The 19,473-nt window shown below is 67.6% G+C and carries 21 protein-coding genes; 13 read left to right on the top strand and 8 right to left on the bottom strand.

Going from position 1 to position 19,473, the window contains the following annotated elements:
• The first annotated feature begins 126 nt into the window (after positions 1–126).
• From ABZX92_RS22890 to ABZX92_RS22880, 3 genes are read left to right on the top strand one after another with little or no spacing between them, the layout of a single operon-like run.
• On the top strand, positions 127–507 hold the full coding sequence (locus ABZX92_RS22890; protein ID WP_355562739.1) for a GntR family transcriptional regulator: 381 nt from the start codon (positions 127–129) through the stop codon (positions 505–507).
• Positions 504–1,298 carry an ABC transporter ATP-binding protein gene (locus tag ABZX92_RS22885; RefSeq protein WP_355562736.1) on the top strand — a complete coding sequence of 265 codons (795 nt, stop codon included), beginning with the start codon at positions 504–506 and terminating at the stop codon, positions 1,296–1,298. Before ABZX92_RS22890 ends, ABZX92_RS22885 begins: the two co-directional genes overlap by 4 nt.
• On the top strand, positions 1,295–2,236 hold the full coding sequence (locus tag ABZX92_RS22880) for a hypothetical protein (RefSeq protein ID WP_355562733.1): 942 nt from the start codon (positions 1,295–1,297) through the stop codon (positions 2,234–2,236). The genes ABZX92_RS22885 and ABZX92_RS22880 overlap by 4 nt, the downstream gene beginning before the upstream one ends.
• On the opposite strand, the gene ABZX92_RS22875 is transcribed toward ABZX92_RS22880, so the two are convergent.
• A complete protein-coding gene (locus tag ABZX92_RS22875; protein WP_355562731.1) occupies positions 2,194–2,952 on the bottom strand; it encodes an NAD(P)-dependent oxidoreductase in 759 nt (252 codons plus the stop codon). The two genes, ABZX92_RS22880 and ABZX92_RS22875, sit on opposite strands and share 43 nt — an antisense overlap.
• 67 nt (positions 2,953–3,019) lie before the next feature.
• Here ABZX92_RS22875 and ABZX92_RS22870 point away from each other — a divergent pair, with 67 nt between their 5' ends.
• The 5 genes from ABZX92_RS22870 to ABZX92_RS22850 all read left to right on the top strand — a co-directional run bounded on the left by ABZX92_RS22870 (position 3,020) and on the right by ABZX92_RS22850 (position 8,030).
• Positions 3,020–3,847 carry a helix-turn-helix transcriptional regulator gene (locus ABZX92_RS22870; RefSeq protein WP_355562728.1) on the top strand — a complete coding sequence of 276 codons (828 nt, stop codon included), beginning with the start codon at positions 3,020–3,022 and terminating at the stop codon, positions 3,845–3,847.
• A complete protein-coding gene (locus ABZX92_RS22865; protein ID WP_355562725.1) occupies positions 3,811–4,998 on the top strand; it encodes a 5-(carboxyamino)imidazole ribonucleotide synthase in 1,188 nt (395 codons plus the stop codon). Before ABZX92_RS22870 ends, ABZX92_RS22865 begins: the two co-directional genes overlap by 37 nt.
• Positions 4,995–5,483, top strand: coding sequence for a 5-(carboxyamino)imidazole ribonucleotide mutase (gene purE, locus ABZX92_RS22860; RefSeq protein ID WP_355562722.1), 489 nt, complete (start codon positions 4,995–4,997; stop codon positions 5,481–5,483). Before ABZX92_RS22865 ends, purE begins: the two co-directional genes overlap by 4 nt.
• 79 nt (positions 5,484–5,562) lie before the next feature.
• Positions 5,563–6,726, top strand: coding sequence for an acyl-CoA dehydrogenase (locus ABZX92_RS22855; protein WP_355562720.1), 1,164 nt, complete (start codon positions 5,563–5,565; stop codon positions 6,724–6,726).
• Positions 6,727–6,794: 68 nt separating this feature from the next.
• A complete protein-coding gene (locus ABZX92_RS22850) occupies positions 6,795–8,030 on the top strand; it encodes a hypothetical protein (RefSeq protein ID WP_355562717.1) in 1,236 nt (411 codons plus the stop codon).
• 8 nt (positions 8,031–8,038) lie between these two features.
• Here ABZX92_RS22850 and ABZX92_RS22845 read toward each other — a convergent pair whose 3' ends face one another.
• Both ABZX92_RS22845 and ABZX92_RS22840 read right to left on the bottom strand, forming a co-directional pair.
• Positions 8,039–8,395: a hypothetical protein gene (locus ABZX92_RS22845; RefSeq protein ID WP_355562714.1), complete on the bottom strand. Its 357-nt coding sequence runs from the start codon at positions 8,393–8,395 to the stop codon at positions 8,039–8,041.
• Positions 8,396–8,456: 61 nt separating this feature from the next.
• Positions 8,457–11,207, bottom strand: a complete 2,751-nt coding sequence (locus ABZX92_RS22840; protein WP_355562711.1) for a tetratricopeptide repeat protein — start codon at positions 11,205–11,207, stop codon at positions 8,457–8,459.
• An 88-nt stretch (positions 11,208–11,295) separates the two neighbouring features.
• On the opposite strand from ABZX92_RS22840, the gene ABZX92_RS22835 reads away from it, so the two are divergent.
• Together ABZX92_RS22835 and ABZX92_RS22830 are read left to right on the top strand one after the other, a co-directional pair.
• Positions 11,296–11,868, top strand: coding sequence for a hypothetical protein (locus ABZX92_RS22835; RefSeq protein ID WP_355562709.1), 573 nt, complete (start codon positions 11,296–11,298; stop codon positions 11,866–11,868).
• The gene (locus ABZX92_RS22830) at positions 11,865–12,449 is read left to right on the top strand and encodes a hypothetical protein (protein ID WP_355562706.1); all 585 of its coding nucleotides are present in this window, start codon (positions 11,865–11,867) and stop codon (positions 12,447–12,449) included. The genes ABZX92_RS22835 and ABZX92_RS22830 overlap by 4 nt, the downstream gene beginning before the upstream one ends.
• A gap of 39 nt (positions 12,450–12,488) precedes the next feature.
• Here the strand turns inward: ABZX92_RS22830 and ABZX92_RS22825 are convergent, their stop codons facing one another.
• On the bottom strand, positions 12,489–12,968 hold the full coding sequence (locus tag ABZX92_RS22825; RefSeq protein WP_355562704.1) for an SRPBCC family protein: 480 nt from the start codon (positions 12,966–12,968) through the stop codon (positions 12,489–12,491).
• Complete coding sequence (locus tag ABZX92_RS22820) at positions 12,965–13,291, bottom strand: metalloregulator ArsR/SmtB family transcription factor (protein ID WP_355562749.1); 327 nt, start codon at positions 13,289–13,291, stop codon at positions 12,965–12,967. Before ABZX92_RS22820 ends, ABZX92_RS22825 begins: the two co-directional genes overlap by 4 nt.
• Before the next feature lie 314 nt (positions 13,292–13,605).
• On the opposite strand from ABZX92_RS22820, the gene ABZX92_RS22815 reads away from it, so the two are divergent.
• The 3 genes from ABZX92_RS22815 to ABZX92_RS22805 all read left to right on the top strand — a co-directional run bounded on the left by ABZX92_RS22815 (position 13,606) and on the right by ABZX92_RS22805 (position 15,907).
• Positions 13,606–14,538, top strand: a complete 933-nt coding sequence (locus ABZX92_RS22815; RefSeq protein WP_355562701.1) for a hypothetical protein — start codon at positions 13,606–13,608, stop codon at positions 14,536–14,538.
• Between the two features lie 65 nt (positions 14,539–14,603).
• The gene (locus ABZX92_RS22810) at positions 14,604–15,386 is read left to right on the top strand and encodes an META domain-containing protein (protein ID WP_355562699.1); all 783 of its coding nucleotides are present in this window, start codon (positions 14,604–14,606) and stop codon (positions 15,384–15,386) included.
• 104 nt (positions 15,387–15,490) lie between these two features.
• Positions 15,491–15,907 carry a DoxX family protein gene (locus tag ABZX92_RS22805; protein WP_355562696.1) on the top strand — a complete coding sequence of 139 codons (417 nt, stop codon included), beginning with the start codon at positions 15,491–15,493 and terminating at the stop codon, positions 15,905–15,907.
• On the opposite strand, the gene ABZX92_RS22800 is transcribed toward ABZX92_RS22805, so the two are convergent.
• From ABZX92_RS22800 to ABZX92_RS22790, 3 genes are all read right to left on the bottom strand, one after another.
• Positions 15,888–16,571: a TIGR03089 family protein gene (locus ABZX92_RS22800; protein WP_355562693.1), complete on the bottom strand. Its 684-nt coding sequence runs from the start codon at positions 16,569–16,571 to the stop codon at positions 15,888–15,890. The two genes, ABZX92_RS22805 and ABZX92_RS22800, sit on opposite strands and share 20 nt — an antisense overlap.
• 9 nt (positions 16,572–16,580) lie before the next feature.
• The gene (locus ABZX92_RS22795; protein WP_355562690.1) at positions 16,581–17,765 is read right to left on the bottom strand and encodes an LCP family protein; all 1,185 of its coding nucleotides are present in this window, start codon (positions 17,763–17,765) and stop codon (positions 16,581–16,583) included.
• 66 nt (positions 17,766–17,831) lie between these two features.
• Positions 17,832–19,403: an LCP family protein gene (locus tag ABZX92_RS22790; protein WP_355562688.1), complete on the bottom strand. Its 1,572-nt coding sequence runs from the start codon at positions 19,401–19,403 to the stop codon at positions 17,832–17,834.
• Positions 19,404–19,473: the final 70 nt, after the last annotated feature.

Genomic DNA, 19,473 nt, shown 5'->3' with positions numbered 1-19,473 from the left:
GGGCCCCCGGGCGCCGGGGGGGCCCCCCGAAACCCCCACCCGGACGGGGCCCCCCCCCGCGTGACTTTTCAGCTGCGGACAAGTGTTCTATTGTCTTAGTTCAATAGAACAATCTGGGGAGCGTGTGTGGTCGAGTTCCACGTCGACCGTGGCAGCGGTCTTCCCGCGTACCTGCAGCTGGGGCGGCAGGTCAGGGAGGCCATGAGGCTCGGCTGGCTGCAGCCGGGTGATCGGCTGCCGACGGTCCGCGATGTCGTCGCCACCAGCGGCGTGAACGCGAACACCGTGCTCAAGGCCTACCGCGAGCTCGAGCTCGCCGGCCTCGTCGAGGCCCGTCAGGGCTCCGGCACCTTCGTCAAGGCGTCCCTGGGGTCCGCCGCCCCCGAGGACCTCGGCCCGTTGCGCACCACACTCGCCGCATGGGTCGCGGAGGCACGCTCCGCCGGGTTGGAGGACGAGGACATCTACGCGCTGTTGCGCGAGGTGCTGAGTGGGGGAGAGCAATGAGCGTGGTCGCGGCCGAAGTGTCGAAGTGGGCGGTGCGGGACGTCTCCTTCGAGCTGCCGCCGGGCAGCGTCACGGCACTCGTCGGAGCCAACGGCTCCGGCAAGTCGACGTTGCTGAACGTGCTGGCCGGGCACCTGCCGCCGGAGAACGGGCACGCGTCGATCGCGGGCCGCGTGGCGTACGTGCCGCAGCACAAGCCGATGTACCGGAACTTCAAGGTGGCCGACGTCCTGCAGTTCGGCCGCCGCATGAACGCCGTCTGGGACAACGAGCGCGCCGACGGGTGGCTCACCCGGTTCAAGGTCCCGCGCAGGCTGCAGATCGGCGACCTGTCCGGTGGCCAGCGCACGCACGTGACGCTGGCGCTGGCCCTGGGTGCCAAGCCGGACGTGCTGATGCTCGACGAGCCGCTGTCCGAACTCGACCCGCTCGCCCGCCGCAAGGTCATGCGGGAGCTGCTGACCGAGGTCACGGACAACGGCATGACGCTGATCTTCTCGACGCACGTCGTCGCGGAGATCGGCGGTGTGGCGGACAGGTTGCTGCTGCTCGGAGACGGCCGCCTGCTCGTGGACGGAGAGACGGACGAGCTGCTCGAACAGCACGTTCTCTACACGGGTCCGCGCGAGGAGACCTCACCCGTGGAGGGGCCCGTGGTGCTCGCGAAGCACAGCAAGTCGCAGTCGCAGTACCTCGTGCGCTCCGGCGGCACGCAGATCGACGAGCCCTGGACCGCCCGGTACGTGACGCTGGAGGAGCTGGTCGTGGCCCACCTGGAGCGTGCGGCATGAGCGCATTTCTCTGGCTGACCTGGCGTCAGCACCGCTGGTCGATCGCCGGCGCCGCACTGCTCGCCCTGTTCGCCGCCTACGCGCTGCTCCGGGCGGAGGCGTGGGCCGCGGCGGGGTATGACTCGATGCCCATGGCCGGCTTCTACGGCCTGATGGTGCAGCTGATCTTCGGCGGCATGATCGGCGTGTTCTGGGGCGCTCCGCTGATCTCCCGCGAGCTGGAGGAACGCACCTACTTCGTGGCGTGGGGCCAGGACGTCACGCCGGTGGACTGGTTGCGCGGCAAGGCGATCGTGCTCGGCGTGCTGGCGGCTGTACTCGGCGTGGTCGTCGGGCTCGGTGACGGCCACGTGGGTTCGCAGCTGGCGTGGTCCGCCTTCGAATCGCACCCGGTCGTGCAGATGGGTTACGCGCTGTTCGGGCTCGCTCTGGGCGTGTTCATCGGTTTGCTCACCAGGCATGTGGTGGCGGCGATCGCGGCGACGCTGGTCGTCTACACGTTCTCCCGCATGCTGCTGTCGGTGCTTCTGCGCGACCACTACCTGCCGGTGGCCCGCGTGATCTCCCGCTGGGAGAACACCCCGGACATCCCCAGGGGCGCTCTGGAGCTCGGCGGCGGCTTCGTCGGCAAGGACCTGAGTCCGGTGTCGGTGTCGGACGCGTGCGAGAAGCACGTGAACCTGAACACCTGCATGCGCAACACGGGCAGTGCGGTCGGCACCTACGTCGACTACCAGCCGGTTGAGCGGATCACGGCGTTCCGGTTCATCGAGTTCGGCGTGTTCGCGCTGCTCACCGGCGTGCTGTTCTACCTGACGTTCCGGTTGCTGCGACGCGGCGGCGGGTGGAAGCCGTCCCGGTCCCACCGCCGCATCTCCTCCGTCACCGAGCCGGTTCAGAGCACGCCGGCCGTCGCCGCGGCCCAGGCAGAGGGGTAGCGCGGCCGGAAGCCGAGCTCCTTCTGAGCGCGGTTCGTCGACGCGATCCCGTGCCACGGGTCGAACTCCTGCTGAACGGTCTCACTGGGGGTGAGGCCGTTCAGCAGGTGCAGCTCGACGGCCGTGGCAGGGCTGTCGTCCGCGACGTTGAAGATCCCGCCCGCACCGGTGTCGAGGACCTTCCCGATCGCCTGCGCGACATCGGCGTGGTGCACGAGGTGCAGCCGCTGGTGGCCGGGCCAGTTCGAGGCCCAGCGCATCGCTTCCTCCAGGTGCGGGTCGCCGTCGCCGTAGACGAAGGCCAGCCGCAGGACCGTGGCCTCCCTGGTGTCCAGCACCGCCCGCTCGCCGAGCGCCTTGGTGCGGGCGTACTCGCCGAACTCCGGGCCGGGGTTCGCCGGGTCGTCCTCGGTCGCGGGCCTGCCCAGACCGCCTGGGTAGACCAGCGTCGTGCTGATGTGGATGAACAACGGCACCTTCGCGCTGGCCTCGGCGAGTGCTCGCGTGCCGTGCACGTTCACGGCCTCGTGGTCGGTGCTCGTGCGGAGGGCGGCGGCAACGTGCACCACGGCGTCCACGTCGGTCACGAGCTCCTCGACCGCCTCGGTGTCCGCGAGCCGGTGTTTCAGCGTGCGCACGTCGTGACCTTGCTCCTGCAACCTGGGAAGAAGCCTGCTGCCGACCCGTCCGGTCGACCCCGTCATCGCGATCTTCATGTGTCCCAGCGTGTTCTGGTCCTGGTGACGCAGCCAGGGACGATCGATACCTGGTTACGGTGGAGGCATGCGTGAACTGGCGGGCTTCCTGCGCAGCCGCCGCGAGCGGATGGCGCCGATCGGGGACGGGCGGCGCCGCACTCCTGGCCGTCGCCGGGAGGAGATCGCGGCCGCGGCGGGCGTGTCGATCGACTACTACACACGCCTCGAACAGGCCCGTGGACCGCATCCGTCCGTGTCGGTGCTGCACTGCATCGCACGCGCGTTGGAGCTCAACGCCGACGAGCGCGCGCACCTGTTCCGTCTGGCCGGCGAAGCGGTGCCGGAGGAGCCCGCGTCGCGTGACGTGCGGCCCGGCGTCCAGCTGCTCCTCGACCGGCTGCGCGACGACATCGCGTTCGTGATGACCGACCTCGGCGACGTGCTCGCGTGGACTCCGCGCGCCTCTCTGGTGCACCCGAGCCTGCGTCCCGGCCTGAACCTGCTGAGGGCGTTCTTCCTGACCGAGTCCGACCGGATTCCGGAGGAAGATCGAGAGGACACCGCCCGCGCACATGTTGCTGATTTGAGAGCCACGATCGCCCGGCGCCCGGCCGCGCAGCCGTTGGTCGACGAGCTGATGGCGAGCCCGCTGTTCGCGCGGCTGTGGGCGGAGCACGACGTGGCGGTGCGCCGGTCGGACCGCAAGCGGATCCGGCACCCCGTTGCCGGCCTGCTGGAGTTCGACTGCGAGGTGCTCGGCGCGCCCGAGCACGACCAGCGGCTGGTGATCCACACCGCGCCCGTGGGCAGCGTCACCGCGCGACGGCTGGCTCTGCTGGTGAGCGCGGAAGAAGCCGCAGGTAGGATGCCTGAACCGTGGACTCCCGTACCCGTCTCCCCGTCGTCGGCATGATCGGCGGCGGGCAGCTCGCCCGCATGACGCACCAGGCCGCGATCCCGCTCGGCCAGTCGCTTCGCGTGCTCGCCGTCTCCGAGAACGACCCCGCCGCTCTGGTCGCGCGGGACGTGGTGCTCGGCACGCACACCGACCTGGACGCGTTGCGCGCGTTCGCCAAGGGCTGCGAAGTCGTCACGTTCGACCACGAGCACGTGCCTTCCGAGCACCTGCGCACGCTGGTCGCCGAGGGCGTGAAGGTGCATCCGGGTCCGGACGCGCTGCAGTACGCGCAGGACAAGCTCAAGATGCGGGTGCGGCTGGCCGAGCTGGGCCTGCCGGTGCCGCCGTTCGCCGAGGTCCACGAGGTTCGCGACGTCATGAAGTTCGGCGCGGCCCACGGCTGGCCGTGCGTGTTGAAGGCGATTCGCGGCGGCTACGACGGCCGTGGCGTGTGGATGCTGAACCAGCCGCACAGCGCTGAGCTGGTCGTCCCCGAGCTGCTGGAGGCCGGGACGCCGCTGATGGTCGAGCAGTGCGTGCCGATGCGCCGCGAGCTGGCGGCCGTGGTCGCGCGCTCACCGTTCGGGCAGGGCGCCGCGTGGCCGGTCGTCGAGACGGTGCAGTCGGACGGCATCTGCGTCGAGGTGCTGGCCCCTGCTCCCGCTCTGGACGGCGCTGCCGCCCAGGAGCTGGCGCTGAAGGTCGCCGACGCGCTGGGCGTAGTGGGTGTCCTGGCCGTCGAGCTGTTCGAGACGGCTGACGGGGTCGTGGTGAACGAGCTCGCGATGCGCCCGCACAACTCCGGCCACTGGTCGATCGAGGGCGCGCGCACCTCGCAGTTCGAACAGCATTTGAGGGCTGTGCTGGACTACCCGCTGGGCCGCACGGACCTGATGGCGCCCGCCGTGGTGATGGCGAACGTGCTGGGCGCGTCTGATGTTCCGGCGATGGGCCCTGACGAGCGCGTGCACCACCTCTTCGCGCGCTTCCCCGACGCGCACGTGCACCTCTACGGCAAAGAGGAACGGCCGGGCCGCAAGATCGGGCACGTGACGTTCCTCGGCAACGACATGGCTTCGGTGCGTTCGCGCGCTCGCTTGGCGGCGGACTGGTTGTCCACCGGCGTTTGGTCTGACGGATACGACATTCACGGGAGTGCGGAGTGACGCAGGTTGGCGTGATCATGGGCAGCGACTCGGACTGGCCGGTGATGAAGGCGGCCACCGAGGCGCTCGCCGAGTTCGACGTCTCGTTCGAGGTGAGCGTCGTCTCCGCGCACCGCACCCCGCAGCGCATGCTCGACTACGCGACCTCGGCTGCTTCACGTGGTCTGAAGGTGATCATCGCCGGTGCGGGTGGCGCTGCTCACCTTCCTGGCATGGTCGCCTCCGCCACCGTGCTCCCGGTCATCGGCGTGCCCGTGCCGCTGAAGTACCTCGACGGCATGGACTCCCTGCTCTCGATCGTGCAGATGCCCGCGGGCGTTCCGGTGGCGACCGTGTCCGTTGGTGGCGCTCGCAACGCGGGTCTGCTGGCCGTTCGGATGCTCGCTTCTTCGGATGTGGAGTTGCAGGAGCGCATGGCTCGTTTCCAGGCGGAACTCGAGCAGCTCGTACTAGACAAGGACGCGGCGCTGCAGAAGTCCCTCTGAGTGCTCAACAGCACACCAGCGTCCGTAGTGAACGGGCGCTAACATCGTGCCGAGTACTCGCTACCGGGAGGTAACAAAGGTGAACCCGAGCTTCGGCACCTACCAGCTCGCCGAGGAGCACGAGGCGCTGCGAGAGGCCGTCCGCTCGCTCGCCGAGAAGGAGATCAAGCCGTTCGCGGCCGAGGTCGACGAGAACGAGCGCTTCCCGGTAGAGGCCCACAACGCCCTGGTCAAGGCGGGCTTCGCGGCCGTCCACGTCCCCGAGTCGTACGACGGCCAGGGCGCGGACTCGGTCGCCACCTGCATCGTCATCGAGGAAGTGGCCCGCGTCTGCGCCTCTTCGTCGTTGATCCCCGCCGTCAACAAGCTCGGCACGATGCCGATCCTGCTGTCGGCCTCCGACGAGCTCAAGCAGCTCGTCATGCCGTCCATCGCCTCGGGCGAGGCCATGGCTTCCTACGCGTTGTCCGAGCGCGAGGCAGGCTCCGACACGGCCTCGATGCGCACGCGTGCCCTGCTGGACGGCGACCACTGGGTGCTCAACGGCACCAAGTGCTGGATCACGAACGCCGGCGAGTCCACCTGGTACACGGTCATGGCCGTGACGGACCCCAAGGCGCCCAAGAAGTCCCAGGGCATCTCCGCGTTCGTCGTGCACAAGGACGACCCGGGCTTCTCCGTCGGCCCCAAGGAGCGCAAGCTCGGCATCAAGGGCTCGCCGACCCGCGAGATCTACTTCGAGAACTGCACCATCCCCGCTTCCCGGATCATCGGTGAGCCGGGCACGGGCCTGAAGACGGCTTTGAAGACGCTGGACCACACGCGTCCGACGATCGGCGCGCAGGCCGTGGGCATCGCGCAGGGTGCGTTGGAAGCCGCCGTCGCGTACGTCAAGGACCGCAAGCAGTTCGGCAAGTCCATTTCGGACTTCCAGGGCGTCCAGTTCATGCTCGCCGACATGGCCATGAAGATCGAGGCCGCCCGCCACATGGTCTACGTCGCCGCCGCCAAGGCCGAGCGCGGCGAGCCGAACATCGGCTTCATCACCGCCGCCGCCAAGTGCTTCGCCTCGGACGTGGCCATGGAGGTCACCACCGACGCGGTGCAGCTGTTCGGTGGCGCGGGCTACACGCGTGACTTCCCGGTCGAGCGGATGATGCGCGACGCCAAGATCACGCAGATCTACGAGGGCACGAACCAGGTCCAGCGCGTCGTCATGTCGCGCGCCGTCCTCAACGGCTGACGATCGCTCGTTTGTGAGCTGGGTAACATCGACTGGTGGCCACGCGATGACCTCGCGTGGTCACCACGATGCGCTCAGCCCGCACTGCGTCTCACCGGGCATTCCGCTTTGCCAAGGAATATCGCTGGACGTTCCTCGGTCTGGCCGTGGTGGTCGTCGGCGTCGCGTCGATGTTCATGGTCATCCCGGCCGGCGTCCTCTGGGTGGAAGCGGCGTTCTCCGTGCTGCTGATCGCGCTGGAGGTGCACAAGAACGTGCGTGAGGCCAGGAAGACCGAGTTCCTGCCGAGGTCGAACGACGATTTCGAAGACGTGGTCCAGCGGCTCGCGGGTGCCGACGGCTTCCGGGTGCTCGTGATGAGGACGGGCACGTTCGTCCACGATCGGCGCACCAGCGAGCGGATGCGGTCGCCGGAGCAGCACGTGCGGATGGCTGACCTTCCCTACGTCGTCCCGCCCCAGTTGCAGCCTCACGCGACCAAGTTCCTCAAGTACGTGCTGGCGAACCACTCGCACAGGTTCAACGGTCCGTGCCTCGGCTGGAACACCAACTTCACCGGGCAGGCGTGGGCCAGCGGGGACGTCGAGGTCGTCGAAGGTGACCACTTCCGGTTCGTGCAGTCCGATGAGATGTCCACAAAGGACGTCGAGGTGGACCGCAGAATCCTTCCCGAGTTCGGCCGGGCGCTGTTCGTCCGCCGGGACGGTGTTCTTCGCGACTTCCGCGACAGCTGGCTCTTCAACCTCATCGGCGCGTCGACAGTGGCGATCACGAGCGATGGCAGGCTGGTCGGCACGATGCAGTCCGAGGCCAACATCTCAAGCCCGAAACTGCTGGCTCCGAGTGGTTCCGGTGGCGCGGAGCCGAAGGACTTCAGGGGCGAGCAGCGTTTGCCGCTGGCCCAGCTCGCGATCAACGCCGCGACCAGGGAGCTCACCGAGGAGACCGGTATCCGGCCGAGCGAGATGGTCCAGTCGTACCTGCTGGGGTTCGGGCGGTGGCTGGACATGGCGGGCCGCGGGGAGCTGCTGTGCGTCACGTTCCTGAACATCGACTCGCACGCGGTGCGGCAGAAGCGGATCAGCCAGACCGAGAAGGCCTACACCGCTCGGGCGGACTCCCTGCGGTTCGCCCAGCCGGTCTCGCGGTGGGACCCGGCGAAGCCCGCGGAGATGCTGCCGACCGAGCACCGTGCCCGCATGTCGGTACCGCTCGGTGCCGCGCTCTGCCTTCTCGCCGAGGAAAGCGCTCGCACCGGTTCCGGTGTGCGCGAGCGCCTTCTTCAGCTGCCCATCGGTCCTTAGCGGGAACGTCAGGCGGCCACGCAGGTGCCGAACGCCTCGCCGATCGCCCCCTTGGCCCCCAACACGCACGGCGACTCCGGGGTGAGCGCCTTGTCCGAGAGCTGCTGGGCGAACGCGATGGCGACGTTCATCATCCGGGTCGGGCTGCCGCTGTCCACGGCCTCCTTCACCGCCTTGCCGCGGGCCTCCTCGGTCGTACAGCTCAGATCGGTGCCGAACTTGTCGACGCGCGGTAGCCACAGCGCCTTCGAGCCGGGCGGGCACGGGGCCACGAGCCAGTGTGTGCCGTCGGAGGCTTGGGCGAGTGGGGCGGAGAACACGACGAAGCCCACCATCAGAGCCAGAGCTGCGAGGAAACGTCCCATGAGCCTGAACGTAACCGCGAGCAGGGACCTCTACCGGGGGAACCGTGGTCACAAAAGGTGACTACGCTCCGTCCAGCTTTGCACGTACTTCAAGAGCGTCCTGGTGTCGCACGCCCTCCAGGATTTCCAAGGCTCGGCGCCAAGATGAGCGGGCAGAAGCCAACGAGCCCAATGCGGCCAGAGCGTCGCCGAGGCGGTCGTGCAGCGTCGCGATCGAGTGGCGGTCGCCGCCTTCTTCACGCAACGGCAGAGCTCGCTCGTACAACGAGACAGCCTCAGCAAACGAACCCAGGCGGTGGTGGGCGTAGCCGAGGCTGTCGAGCACGATGGCGATGCCCTGGGTGTCGCCGAGGCGCTCCATCACCTCCAGCGCCGCCGAACAGAACGGCACGGCCTCGGCAGCGCGGTCCATGGTGGCCAGCTTCTCGCCGAGGGCGTTCAGGGCGCGCGCCTCGGCGTATTCGTTGCCGCACAAGCGGTACAGCGTCAAAGCCCGCTCGTACTGGGTCAGTGAGTCAGTGTCCTTGCCGCGCCGCGACAGCAGCCACGCCAGGTTCATCCGAGCGTGCCCCTCGGAAATCTCGTCGCCCAGTGAGGAGAACATCGAGATCGCACGTTCGTAGTGGTAGTCGGCCAATGAACTGTCCATGTAGCCGTAGACGCCGGCGAGAGAACGGTGCGCCATTGCCTGCATCGACGAAGAATCCATGCGCACACCGGCTTCCAGGGCCGCGGTGTGCAACCGGATCGCCTCGTCCCACAGGCCGCGATAGTTGAAGAACGACGCCAGAGCGCGCGCCAGCTGCCACACGTGAATGTCCGAAGTGGACGACAGTGCCAGGGCTACCAGAACTTGGCGTTCGGCGTCGAACCACGACCAGGCCTGGCGGACCGAGGACAGGGCGACAGGAGGGGCGGAAGGTGAGCCCAAGGAGAACGGGCCTCGGTTGGGCTGCAACAACATCGCGGCGTCCCGAGCGGTGTGCAGGTAGTGGTCCAGCAAGCGGAAGCCACCATCGGAAGGAAGTTCGGACGCGTACTCGCGCACCAGGTCGTGCATCGCGTACCGGCCAGGCCCGGAGAGAAACAGCAACGAGGCCTCGACCAGTTCGTCCAGCACCGCGAGAACATCCGAACCCGCCAAAGCGGCTGCGGCCGGCGCGGCGAAGTCCGGGCCGGGATGCAGGCCCAGCAGGCCGAACAATCGACGAGCATCCGCCGACAACGCGCCCAAAGACCACGAGAAGACCGAGCGGACGTCAGCACGAGGGTCGTTGTCGGACAAGGAATCCAGGCCCGAGCAAACGGCGTCGGAACGAGCCGCGGCGATCGCCAGGGCAAGCGGCAGGCCGGCGCACACCGAAACGATGCCGGGCCGGGAACCAACCGAAACCCCACGACCATCGAGCAGCAGATCGGCCTCAACCGACGACAACACGTCCAGAGCCACCGGCACGGCACCCTCGACGGCAACGAGCCCGGTCAAGGCGACACGACTGGTGACCACGACCTGGCAGGAAGAAGATCCGGGCAGCAACGGACGAACGTGTTCGGCATCGCGAGCGTTGTCCAGCACGATCAACACCCGCTGGTCCGCCAGCAGACTGCGGAAACGCGCCGAACGAGCCGCAAGACCAGAGGGAATGGACGACGCGGGCACGCCCAGCGCGTCCAGAAAGCCGTGCAGCGCCTCCAGAGCAGTCATGGGCCCGAGCGGATCGAAGCCGCGCAGGTTCACGTACAGCTGCCCGTCGGGGAAACGAGCACGCATCCGGTGCGCCCACTCCACCGCCAAGGTCGTCTTGCCCACGCCCGCAACGCCGGACACCACCACGAGCGGACCGGAGAACGAGGACAACGAAGCTTCCCGCGCCACGAACGAAGCCAGCCGCAACGGCAGCTGGGCCGGCACCGAACGCGGCGGCTCGGCGCGCAACAACCGCCGATGCGCGTCTACCAGTTCAGGGCCTGGTGAGATGCCGAGCTCGTCGGCGAGCCGTCTTCGCACGGAGTCGAACACGGCGAAGGCCTCAGCCTGCAGGTTCGCGGCGGCCAGCACGCTGATCAACCGGGCGTGCAGCGGCTCGTGCAACGGGTTCTCCGCAGCCGAAGCGCGCAGCCAGGGCAACGCGTCCAGAGGCCGTCCCAGTGCGTAGGACAGCAGCCCGTCGATTCGTTCGGAAGCCAATGCGGTGGCCAAAGGATGCTCACGCAGTTCGTCCACATCGGCCAGGACCGGTCCACGCCACAACGACAACGCCTCGCCGAGCGAGTCGAGGTCCGCAGGGTCCCGCATCAGCTCCCGGAACAAGACCAGGTCGAGGCGCGACGAAGGCAGGCACAACCGATAACCACCCGGTATCAGCTCCAGCGGCACCATCGACCGCAGCCGCGACATGTGCACCTGCAACGACGACCCGACCAGGGCGGAAAGCTCCGAAACCTCAACGGGAACACCGGGCGACAGCGCCAACCGGCCGAGCAGCAACCGCCGTTTGCCACGCCCCACACCGGTTTCCATCTGTCCACGATGGATCGTCAACGGGCCGAGCACGGACAGCCGCACGGCGCTGTCGACAGCAACCGGCCGCAGCTCAAGGGAAGCGGCCGCGCGCAACTCGTCGGCCGACGCACCGGTCAGCCCCAGCGCGTTGATCAGCGCCCGCACGGACCGCGGGTGCGGCCGGCGGGACCGGCCCTGTTCCAGGTCGCGGACGGCGGCGACGCTCATGCCCGCGCGGTCGGCGAGCTCGCGCTGGCTCACCGACGCCTCGTGCCGTCTCAAGCGCAACAGCGAGTGGAAGGCGTCCACGCGCGGCACGGTAGTACGGGTTTGCTACGGGCAAGGGGCGTTTCGGACGAACGAGGAGGCTGACGCCACTCAAGAGGAGGGAGGCACCTTGCGGATCAAAGCGATGGCGGTACTGGGAGCGATCGCGCTGACACTCAGCGCGGCACTGCCGGCACAGGCCTACACGCAGGAGGTGGTCGGTCAGTACACCGAACCACCGCAGTTCAACTACATCAAGAACATCGGTTCGCCGCTCAACAGCCAGCTCGTGGCCTACGTGAGCATCGGCACCACCGAGTACCGCATCAAGATGCGGGCCGGCAGCGGTGACGGCACCAAGAACGAGTGCACGAACGACCACGGCTGGCTGCCCGACGGCGTCTACAGCAACACCGACTCCGACAGCAACAGCTACTTCAAGCACTGGAACAAGACCGGCGGCAACGCGGTCGTGCGCGGCTGGGTCTGGGAGCTCGGCAACAAGAAGACCCGCTGCGGCAACATGCGCACCGAGCTCTTCATCCACTCGCAGGGCACCAGCGGCTGGAGCGACTCCAACTACCGCTCGGCCGGCTGCATCAAGATCAACCAGACCGACCGCACCTTCCTGCACAACCAGTTCGCCAAGTCCTACCAGCCCACCAAGGGCTACCTGAGCGTCTGGGGCAGTGGCGGCACGTGATCCGCAAAGCGGCACTAGGACTCCTGGTGCTCGCGCTGACCGCCTGCGGCGCACAGGAAGACCCTGTGCGCCGCCAGGTGCTCAAGCACGAGGAGCTCATCGCGGACTGCATGCACCGCAACGGTTTCGAGTACGTCGTCGCGGTGCCGGTCGACCTCGCGGTCCAGGAGGCGCGACGGTCCGGCAAGGATCTCGACACGGCCATCGCCGAACGTCCCGAGGACCCGAACGACGCCGTACTGGCAAAACTGAGCGAGGAACGGCAGAACGCCTGGGGCGATGCCTTGTACGGCACGGACAACACGCAGGGCTGCTACAACGAGACCTACAAGACCGCGTGGGGCAAGGACATGGCGGCCCTCTCGGACAAGGCCGACCAGATCGTCGCGAAGGTCCAGGCCGACCCGAACGTCCAGCATGCCCTCAAGACGTATGTGGAATGCATGCGCGGCAACGGTTTCCGCGTGAGCAGCCCGGAGAGCATCTACGAGCTCGGCGACAAGGCGCAGAAAGCGCACGACGAGTGCGTCAAGCCGTACGACACCGCCTACGACAAGGCATATCTCAAATACGGCAGGTGAAGCCCGTCGAGGCCGTCCCGGGGGCGGCCTCGACGAGTGTCACAGCGTCGCCAGCACCTCACCCAGCCGCTCGTAGCTGCGCCCCGCACCGTCCGACATCCCGGTCGCCAGCACCGCGTCCCGAGCCTCCTGCGACACCAGCCGCATCGTGGTCGTCATCGTGGTCTGGCCGCCGGACTCGACGAACTCCACGGTCGTCACCGCAGGCGGGTTGTCCTCGAAGTGCTCGGTGTTCACCAGCCGCGTGAACGGCGTGACCTCGGTGTACTCCCCGTACATCTCGAAAGCCTGGGAACCGTCCGGCTGCGCCCACCCGTAGCGCCACTTGCCGCCCACGCGCAGGTCGACCTCGCAGATCGGCATCTCCCAGCCGTCAGGGCCGAGCAGCCAGCGCCGCAGCAGCTCCGGTGAGGTGAACGCCTTCCACACCAGCGAAGCGGGCGCGTCGAACGTGCGCGACATCGCGATCTCGGTGTCGGAGGGCAGGGTCACGGTGGTGCCGAACTTGACGGTGGTCATTGCTCGTTCTCCTTCATCTCGGTCAAGAGTGCGTCCAGGCGCGTGTAGCTCGCATCCCAGAAGCGGCGGTAGTTCTCAGCCCACACGGCGACTTCCTGCAACGGCGTCGCGTCGAGCTGGCAGGGGCGCCACTGGGCCTCCCTGCCACGCGTGATCAGGCCTGCCTTCTCCAGCACGCGCAGGTGCTTGGAGATCGCCGGGCCGCTGATGTCGAACGGCTCGGAGAGCTCCTTCACCGTCGCGGGCCCGTCGGTGAGCCGCGCCAGGATCGCCCGGCGGGTCGGGTCCGCCAGTGCGGCGAAGGTGGCGCTCAGCTGGTCCATCTCGTACCTAACCACTTGGTTATCTAACCGTTGGGTTAAGTACAGCCACGCGGCGCCTGCCTGTCAAGCCCCAACTTCAAGATCAACGGGCTGGATAGCGCTTTCCGATCCTGCACATTCGACGAGGAAATGGCCCGGACGGACCTTTTTCCGGCGGACACGGAATGGAAGTTGTGCTGAACAGAGCAACTTCAAATGCACCGCTGGACACCAGGTCAGAGGCCTCGCTACGTTCGCAGCGCCGCAAGTTAACCTCGTTTAATGGGGTATTTCGAATGAGAACGAAAAGAACTGTTTCATTAGCGTTTGGATTCGTGCTGGCCGCTTCTGTCTTCGTGCCGACCGCGCAGGCGGCACCGAACGGCAGCTCGGCCAGCCTGGCCAGAACCTCCGACAACAAGATCCAGACGGCTGCCGCAGCGGAGGCGTACTGGACTCCGGAGCGCATGGCCGCAGCGATCCCGGCCGAAGGTCCCGCCACGGTCAAGGCCAAGTCCGCACCCCAGCCCTCGGGGCGTGCGGGCAGCATCGAGGGCGTCGCACCCTCGGTGCCGGTCAAGACCGAGCAGGCCCAGGGCATCGGGACGATGCTCAACGAGTCGCAGACGGTCGGCAAGGTGTTCTTCACCAATCCGGCCAACGGCCTGAACTACGTGTGCTCGGCCGCGACTGTCAGCAGCGCCAAGAGAAAACTGGTCCAGACGGCGGGGCACTGCGTGCACGGCGGTGCCGGTGGCCAGTGGATGTCCAACTGGGTCTTCGTGCCCCGCTACCGCAACGGCGCGCGGCCGTTCGGCACGTGGAGCGCGTACCAGCTCACCTCTCGCACGGCCTGGATCAACTCCAGCAACAGCGACGAGGACATGGGCATCGTGATCATGCAGACCCTCGGCGGCAACTCGATCGCGAACGTCGTGGGTGGCAACGGTTTGCGCTGGAACTGGGGCTACTCGGTGGCGGTGACGATCCTCGGCTACCCCGCGGGTCCGCCGTTCACCGGTGAGCTGCAGTACTTCTGCCAGGGCACGACCTGGAACGGCCACGCCCAGCAGGTCCGCGCCTGGTGCAACATGACCGGCGGCTCGAGCGGTGGCCCGTGGTTGCAGGAGTACAACGACGCGAACGGTCTCGGCTACATCAACAGCGTCGTCAGTCACCGGCACAACGACGCGAACCAGATGGACGGGCCGTACTTCGACAACGACATCAAGAGCCTCTACGACTTCGCGGAGTCCCTGTCCCCGTGACGTCGAATCCTGTTGGCCGGACACGGCGATCCCGTGTCCGGCCTTCGGGCAACCCAGGAGACCTCATGTTCCGTCCTCTGCACATGAGCTACCGAGTTCTCGTCGCCGCGATCGCCGTCGCCCTGCTCGCCACCGGCTGCGGCAACAGGTCTGCCGGGCAAGGGGAGAGTGACGTGCAGGGAAAAGTGTTCACGTCCACGTCCGTCACCGACCAGGGCAAGCCGCGTGCCATGGTCGAGGGCACGAGAGTGGAGCTGAGATTCACCGACGACGGACGCCTGCTCGCCCATGCCGGCTGCAACCAGATGCAGGGCCCGGTCACGCTGGACGGCGGCAAGCTCCAGGTCACCGACCTCGGGATGACCGCCATGGGCTGCCCGAACCCCGATCTGCACACCCAGGACCAGTGGCTGTCGAAGCTCCTCAGCGCGGGGCCGGCGTGGAAGCTCGACGGCAGCACGCTCGTGATCACCGGGTCTGGTGCCGAGATCGTGCTCACCGCGGAAGCACCGGCGAAGCTCGAAGGCGGCATCTGGAAGCTCGAAAGCCTCATCCAGGCCGATGCCGTGTCGTCGGTCCCCGGTCGCGTGCCGGCCACGCTGAAGTTCGAGAACGGCAACGTGAGCGTGTTCACCGGCTGCAACGACGGATCGGCGTCGTACAAGGTGGACGGTCAGACGATCACGTTCGAGTCGTTGGTGCACACCGACAAGGCGTGCGGCGCGGATGAGACGTCAGTCGAAAAGGCAGTGGTGGCAGTGCTGAGCGGCCAGGTGACCTACAAGATCGACCGCAAGTCGCTGACGCTGACGAACGCGAAGGGTGAGGGAGTGCAACTTAAGAGTTAGCTGTGGGGTTCCTGTCGTTTTCATGAGGTCGTTCAAACCTGTACTAGTTTTGGTTCGAAGTTGAACGACCGACAGCAGAACGACAGGATCGGGGAGCAGCAACCATGGTGAAGGACGTCACCGCACTCATCGGCCGGATCGGCCTCGGCATCGTGTTCGTCGCGCACGGCTGGCAGAAGTGGACCGAGTTCGGCCTGGCCGGCACCGGCGCGTCGTTCGAGAAGATGGGTGTGCCGCTGCCCTCGGTCTCGGCCGCGTTCGCCGCGACCGTCGAGCTCGCCGGTGGCCTCGCGCTGATCGCCGGGTTGGCGCTGCCGATCGCCGGAGTGCTGCTCGCCGTCGACATGCTCGGCGCGTTCTTCCTGGTGCACATCTCGAACGGCCTGCTGGGCGAGGGCGGCGGAGAGCTCGTCGTCGCGCTCGGTGCCGGCGCGCTCGCGCTCGGCTTCAACGGTGGTGCCTACGCGCTGGACCGCGTGCTGTTCAAGAACAACAAGGTGCTCAACCCAGCTGCAGCGTGACGTTCTCGCTCTCCCGGCGCGCGGCCAGCCGGCCCGCGTCGGGATTGCTCACCTGCACCAGCGAACCACCGGCCGCGAGCACGGCCAGGAAGCCTTCCAGCACACCGGAAGGCACCGCCCACTCCAAAGTGGACAGCACGCGCGGTTCAGCACCCAGCTTCGCGCCCAGTTCGCGCGCCTCGGCCACCACTTCATCCACAGTGGACTCGCCGAGTGCGAGCGTCGAACCCGCGACAGGGGACCACGGCATGAAGTCGTCGCCGTGCACGCGCACGTCGTCCAGGTAGTCGACCGGAGCACCCGCGCCCAACCCCATGGGGTGCAACGAAGCCACGGCCACGACATCGGCGTTCGAAGTGCCACCGGGCGGAACCACGGCCACGCGGGCATCCTCACCGGCGCCGACGACCCGGGCACCGCACCACCACGCGCCCAGCAGCAGGCCGGCGGTCTGCCAGTGCGCGGGCAGCAGCACCGCCACCGGGTCACCGGGCTCGACGTCGTGCTCGTCGCGCAGCCAGTTCGCCGTCTTGGCGGCCCAGTTGGCGATCGTCGCGCGGGACAGCTCCACCCGTGAGCCCGTCGCGTCGTCGTAGTGCGTGATCAGCGGACGACCGGAGTCGGCCTTCAGCAACGGCGTGAAGAGGATCTCGGTCACGCTCACGCGGCACTCCTAGTCGACGCAGGGCACATCCTGCTGGGCGACCGCGGTGTGCGCGCCGTCCAGCGAGAGCAGCTTGTCAGGACCGAACTTCGAGGCCGACGTGGGGGTGGAGGAAGGTGTCGGCTTCGGCGTCTCGCCGATCTGCTGCGCCACCCACGCCTTCACCGCGTCGCGGTCCACCGTGACCACGCTCTGCCCGCGCTCGTTGCGCGCGTCGATGTTCGTGACCGGGATCGTGGCGAACTCCATGTTGCCCGACGCGAGGCCCTGCGCCTGCGCGGCCAGCGTCGCCAGGTCGAGCTTCTGGTCCACCACCACGGACTTCGAGATCGCGTCCAGCAGTCCGTTCATCCGTCCGGGGTCGGTGAACGTGCCCGCGGACAACAGCTGCTTCATCGCCTGTGACATGAACACCTGCTGCCGCGCGATGCGACCCAGGTCACCACCGGGCATGTTCCGCTGCCGCACGAACGACAGCGCGTCACCGCCCGAGATCACCTGCTCGCCCGCGCGGAAGTTCGCGCCCGAGTTCGGGTCCGACGTGCCGGCCTTCAGGCACACCTTCACGCCGCCGATCACCTCGGTCAGCAGGTAGAAGCCGTAGAGGTTGATCTCGGCGTAGTGGTCGATCCGCATGCCGGTGAGGTCCTGCACCGCCTGCACCAACGCCTTGCGCCCGGCCTCGTCGGACTTGCGTTCTCGCTCCTGCTGATCCGAGACGCCCTCGGCCTGCAGTCGTTCGGCCGTGAGGTACTTCACCGCGCCGTACGCGGAGTTGATCTTGTCCTCGCGGAAGCCGGCGATCGGCACGTAGGTGTCGCGGGGGATCGAGATGGCACTGGCCTTGCCGCCGTTGCGCGGGATGCGCATCACGATGATCGTGTCCGTGTTCACCGTGTCCGTGCCCTCGGTGCGCAACTTACGCAGCACGTCCGCGGGAAGCGGGCGCCCCTGCGCGTCCGTCCGGCTGTCGCTGCCCACCAGGAGGATGTCGAGCGCGCCGTCCTCGACCGGTGGCGAGTTCGGGATGTCGTCCAGCACTTCCAGGATCTGCGTGGTGTTGGTGTTCTGCTGCACCAGGCGCAGCGCGGTCCAGAAGTAGCCGGAGAACGCCAACGTTGTCACGGCAACGAGCGCGATGACCGTCCGGCCGATGACCAGGGCGGTCTTCTTCGCGCGGGTGGCAGCGCTCAACGTGGGTCCTCCGTGTACTGGGTTTCCTGCTCAGCGTAACTATCAGTAGCCCGTTACGCCGGGATTTCAGTTCACGCAGACCAGTCCGCCCGCCGTGATCGGCGGCACGCTGCTGGAGGGGGCGTTCGACGTGGTGCCGGGCACACCCTGGGCGTCGACGTCCTCGCCGTCGCTCTCGGCCGGTGCGGAGTAATCGGTGCCCAGGAAGACCTGCACCTGTCCTTTTCGGACGGACGCGTCCTCCTCGACGCCGACGTTCGGCCCGAGCTCGGTGGCCACCTTGCGCGCGGAGCCCTCCTCGCCCGCCGCGTACTTCACCACGGTGGTGTCGCTGGTCTCCTGCGCCGAGGAGAAGGTGCCGCGCTTGAAACCTTTGGCCACCAACGTGTTCAGCACGGTGCTCGCGAGACCCTGCACGCCCGCCGCGTTGTAGACCTGCACGGTGATCGACGAGTTCGGCGGCGCGGGCAGCGTCGTGGCCGTCGTCGGCGACGACGAGCTGGACGACGACTTGTCCGCGGCGAGGCTGGTGAGGAACTTCCGGACCTGCGCCGGGTTCACCGGCAGCACGTTGCCGTCCTCGTACGTGTCCGTCGGGTCGCCCACCGGGATGGTGCGGAACTCGATGTTGCCGCCCACCAGGCCCTGCATCTGCTCGGCGAACGTGGTGATGTCCCAGCCCGAGCTGAGGATCACCGACTTCTGGATGGCCTCGACCAGCCCGTTCAGCTTGTCCGAGTCGGTCAGCGTGCCGGTCGACAGCACCTTCTTCGCGAGCGCCCCGATGAACACCTGCTGGCGCACGATGCGGTCGAGGTCGCCGCCGGGCAGGTTGTGCCGCTGCCGCACGAACGACAACGCCCGCGCGCCCTCGATCGTCTGCACTCCGGCCTTGAAGTTCGCACCGGAGTCGCTGTCCGAGGTGTCCTCCTTCACGCACACCTCCACGCCGCCGATGGCCTTCGTGACCTCGTAGAAGCTCGCCAGGTTGACCTCGGCGTACCGGTCGACCCGGACGGTCCCGCCGGTCATGTTCTCGATCGTCTTGATCAACGTCTTGCGCCCGGCCGCCATCGACTCGGTGCGGATCTTCTGCTCGTCCGTCTCGCCCTTGCCGCGCAGTTGCTGGTCGACGGTGTTGCGCTGGCGGGCGAACGCGGAGTTGAGCTTGTGCTTGCCGAACCCGTCCGCGATCTCGACGTAGGAGTCGCGCGGGAACGAGATCGCGACCGCGCGCGTGCCGTCGACCGGGATGTGCACGAGGATCATCGTGTCGGTGTTCTGCTCGCCGTCGGCGACTCCGCCGTTGAGCAGCGCCAGCGCTTCCTGCGACAGCGGCTTGCCCTGGGCGTCGGTGCGGCTGTCCATGCCGACCAGCAGGATGTCGACCGCGCCGTCGAGCGGCTTGGGACCCTGCTTCGCGAGCTCCTCGGAGATGACCTCGGTCTTGACGATGCCGTCGTTGGCGTTCTTGATCTTCGCCCAGCCGTACGACGTGACCGTCAGCACAGCCGCCGAGGCGAGCGCGACGAAAATTCGCCCGGTCACCAGGAACGCGCGGAAAGCCGCCGTCGGCCGGGTGGACCCCTCCACCCTGACCGGCAGACTTCTGCCTTCCACAGTCGTTTCCTCCCCCACCACGCCGAGTTTAGTCGTTTATAAGACACACGACGTGACGTCGCTGTGGGTTGCAGCGATTGAGTACGTG

This window comes from Lentzea sp. NPDC006480 (assembly GCF_040611995.1).
In the GTDB taxonomy this organism is placed as follows: domain Bacteria; phylum Actinomycetota; class Actinomycetes; order Mycobacteriales; family Pseudonocardiaceae; genus Lentzea.
Note: the sequence above shows the minus strand (reverse complement) of the source record. Positions and strands in the feature narration are given on the sequence as shown.

Bases quoted from the DNA above. Each gene is read 5' to 3' on its own strand.
- ABZX92_RS22885 (WP_355562736.1), top strand. From the start codon at position 504: ATGAGCGTGGTCGCGGCCGAAGTGTCGAAGTGGGCGGTGCGGGACGTC.
- ABZX92_RS22880 (WP_355562733.1), top strand. From the start codon at position 1,295: ATGAGCGCATTTCTCTGGCTGACCTGGCGTCAGCACCGCTGGTCGATC.
- ABZX92_RS22875 (WP_355562731.1), bottom strand. From the start codon at position 2,952: ATGAAGATCGCGATGACGGGGTCGACCGGACGGGTCGGCAGCAGGCTT.
- ABZX92_RS22870 (WP_355562728.1), top strand. From the start codon at position 3,020: ATGCGTGAACTGGCGGGCTTCCTGCGCAGCCGCCGCGAGCGGATGGCG.
- ABZX92_RS22850 (WP_355562717.1), top strand. From the start codon at position 6,795: ATGCGCTCAGCCCGCACTGCGTCTCACCGGGCATTCCGCTTTGCCAAG.
- ABZX92_RS22845 (WP_355562714.1), bottom strand. From the start codon at position 8,395: ATGGGACGTTTCCTCGCAGCTCTGGCTCTGATGGTGGGCTTCGTCGTG.
- ABZX92_RS22825 (WP_355562704.1), bottom strand. From the start codon at position 12,968: ATGACCACCGTCAAGTTCGGCACCACCGTGACCCTGCCCTCCGACACC.
- ABZX92_RS22820 (WP_355562749.1), bottom strand. From the start codon at position 13,291: ATGGACCAGCTGAGCGCCACCTTCGCCGCACTGGCGGACCCGACCCGC.
- ABZX92_RS22810 (WP_355562699.1), top strand. From the start codon at position 14,604: ATGTTCCGTCCTCTGCACATGAGCTACCGAGTTCTCGTCGCCGCGATC.
- ABZX92_RS22805 (WP_355562696.1), top strand. From the start codon at position 15,491: ATGGTGAAGGACGTCACCGCACTCATCGGCCGGATCGGCCTCGGCATC.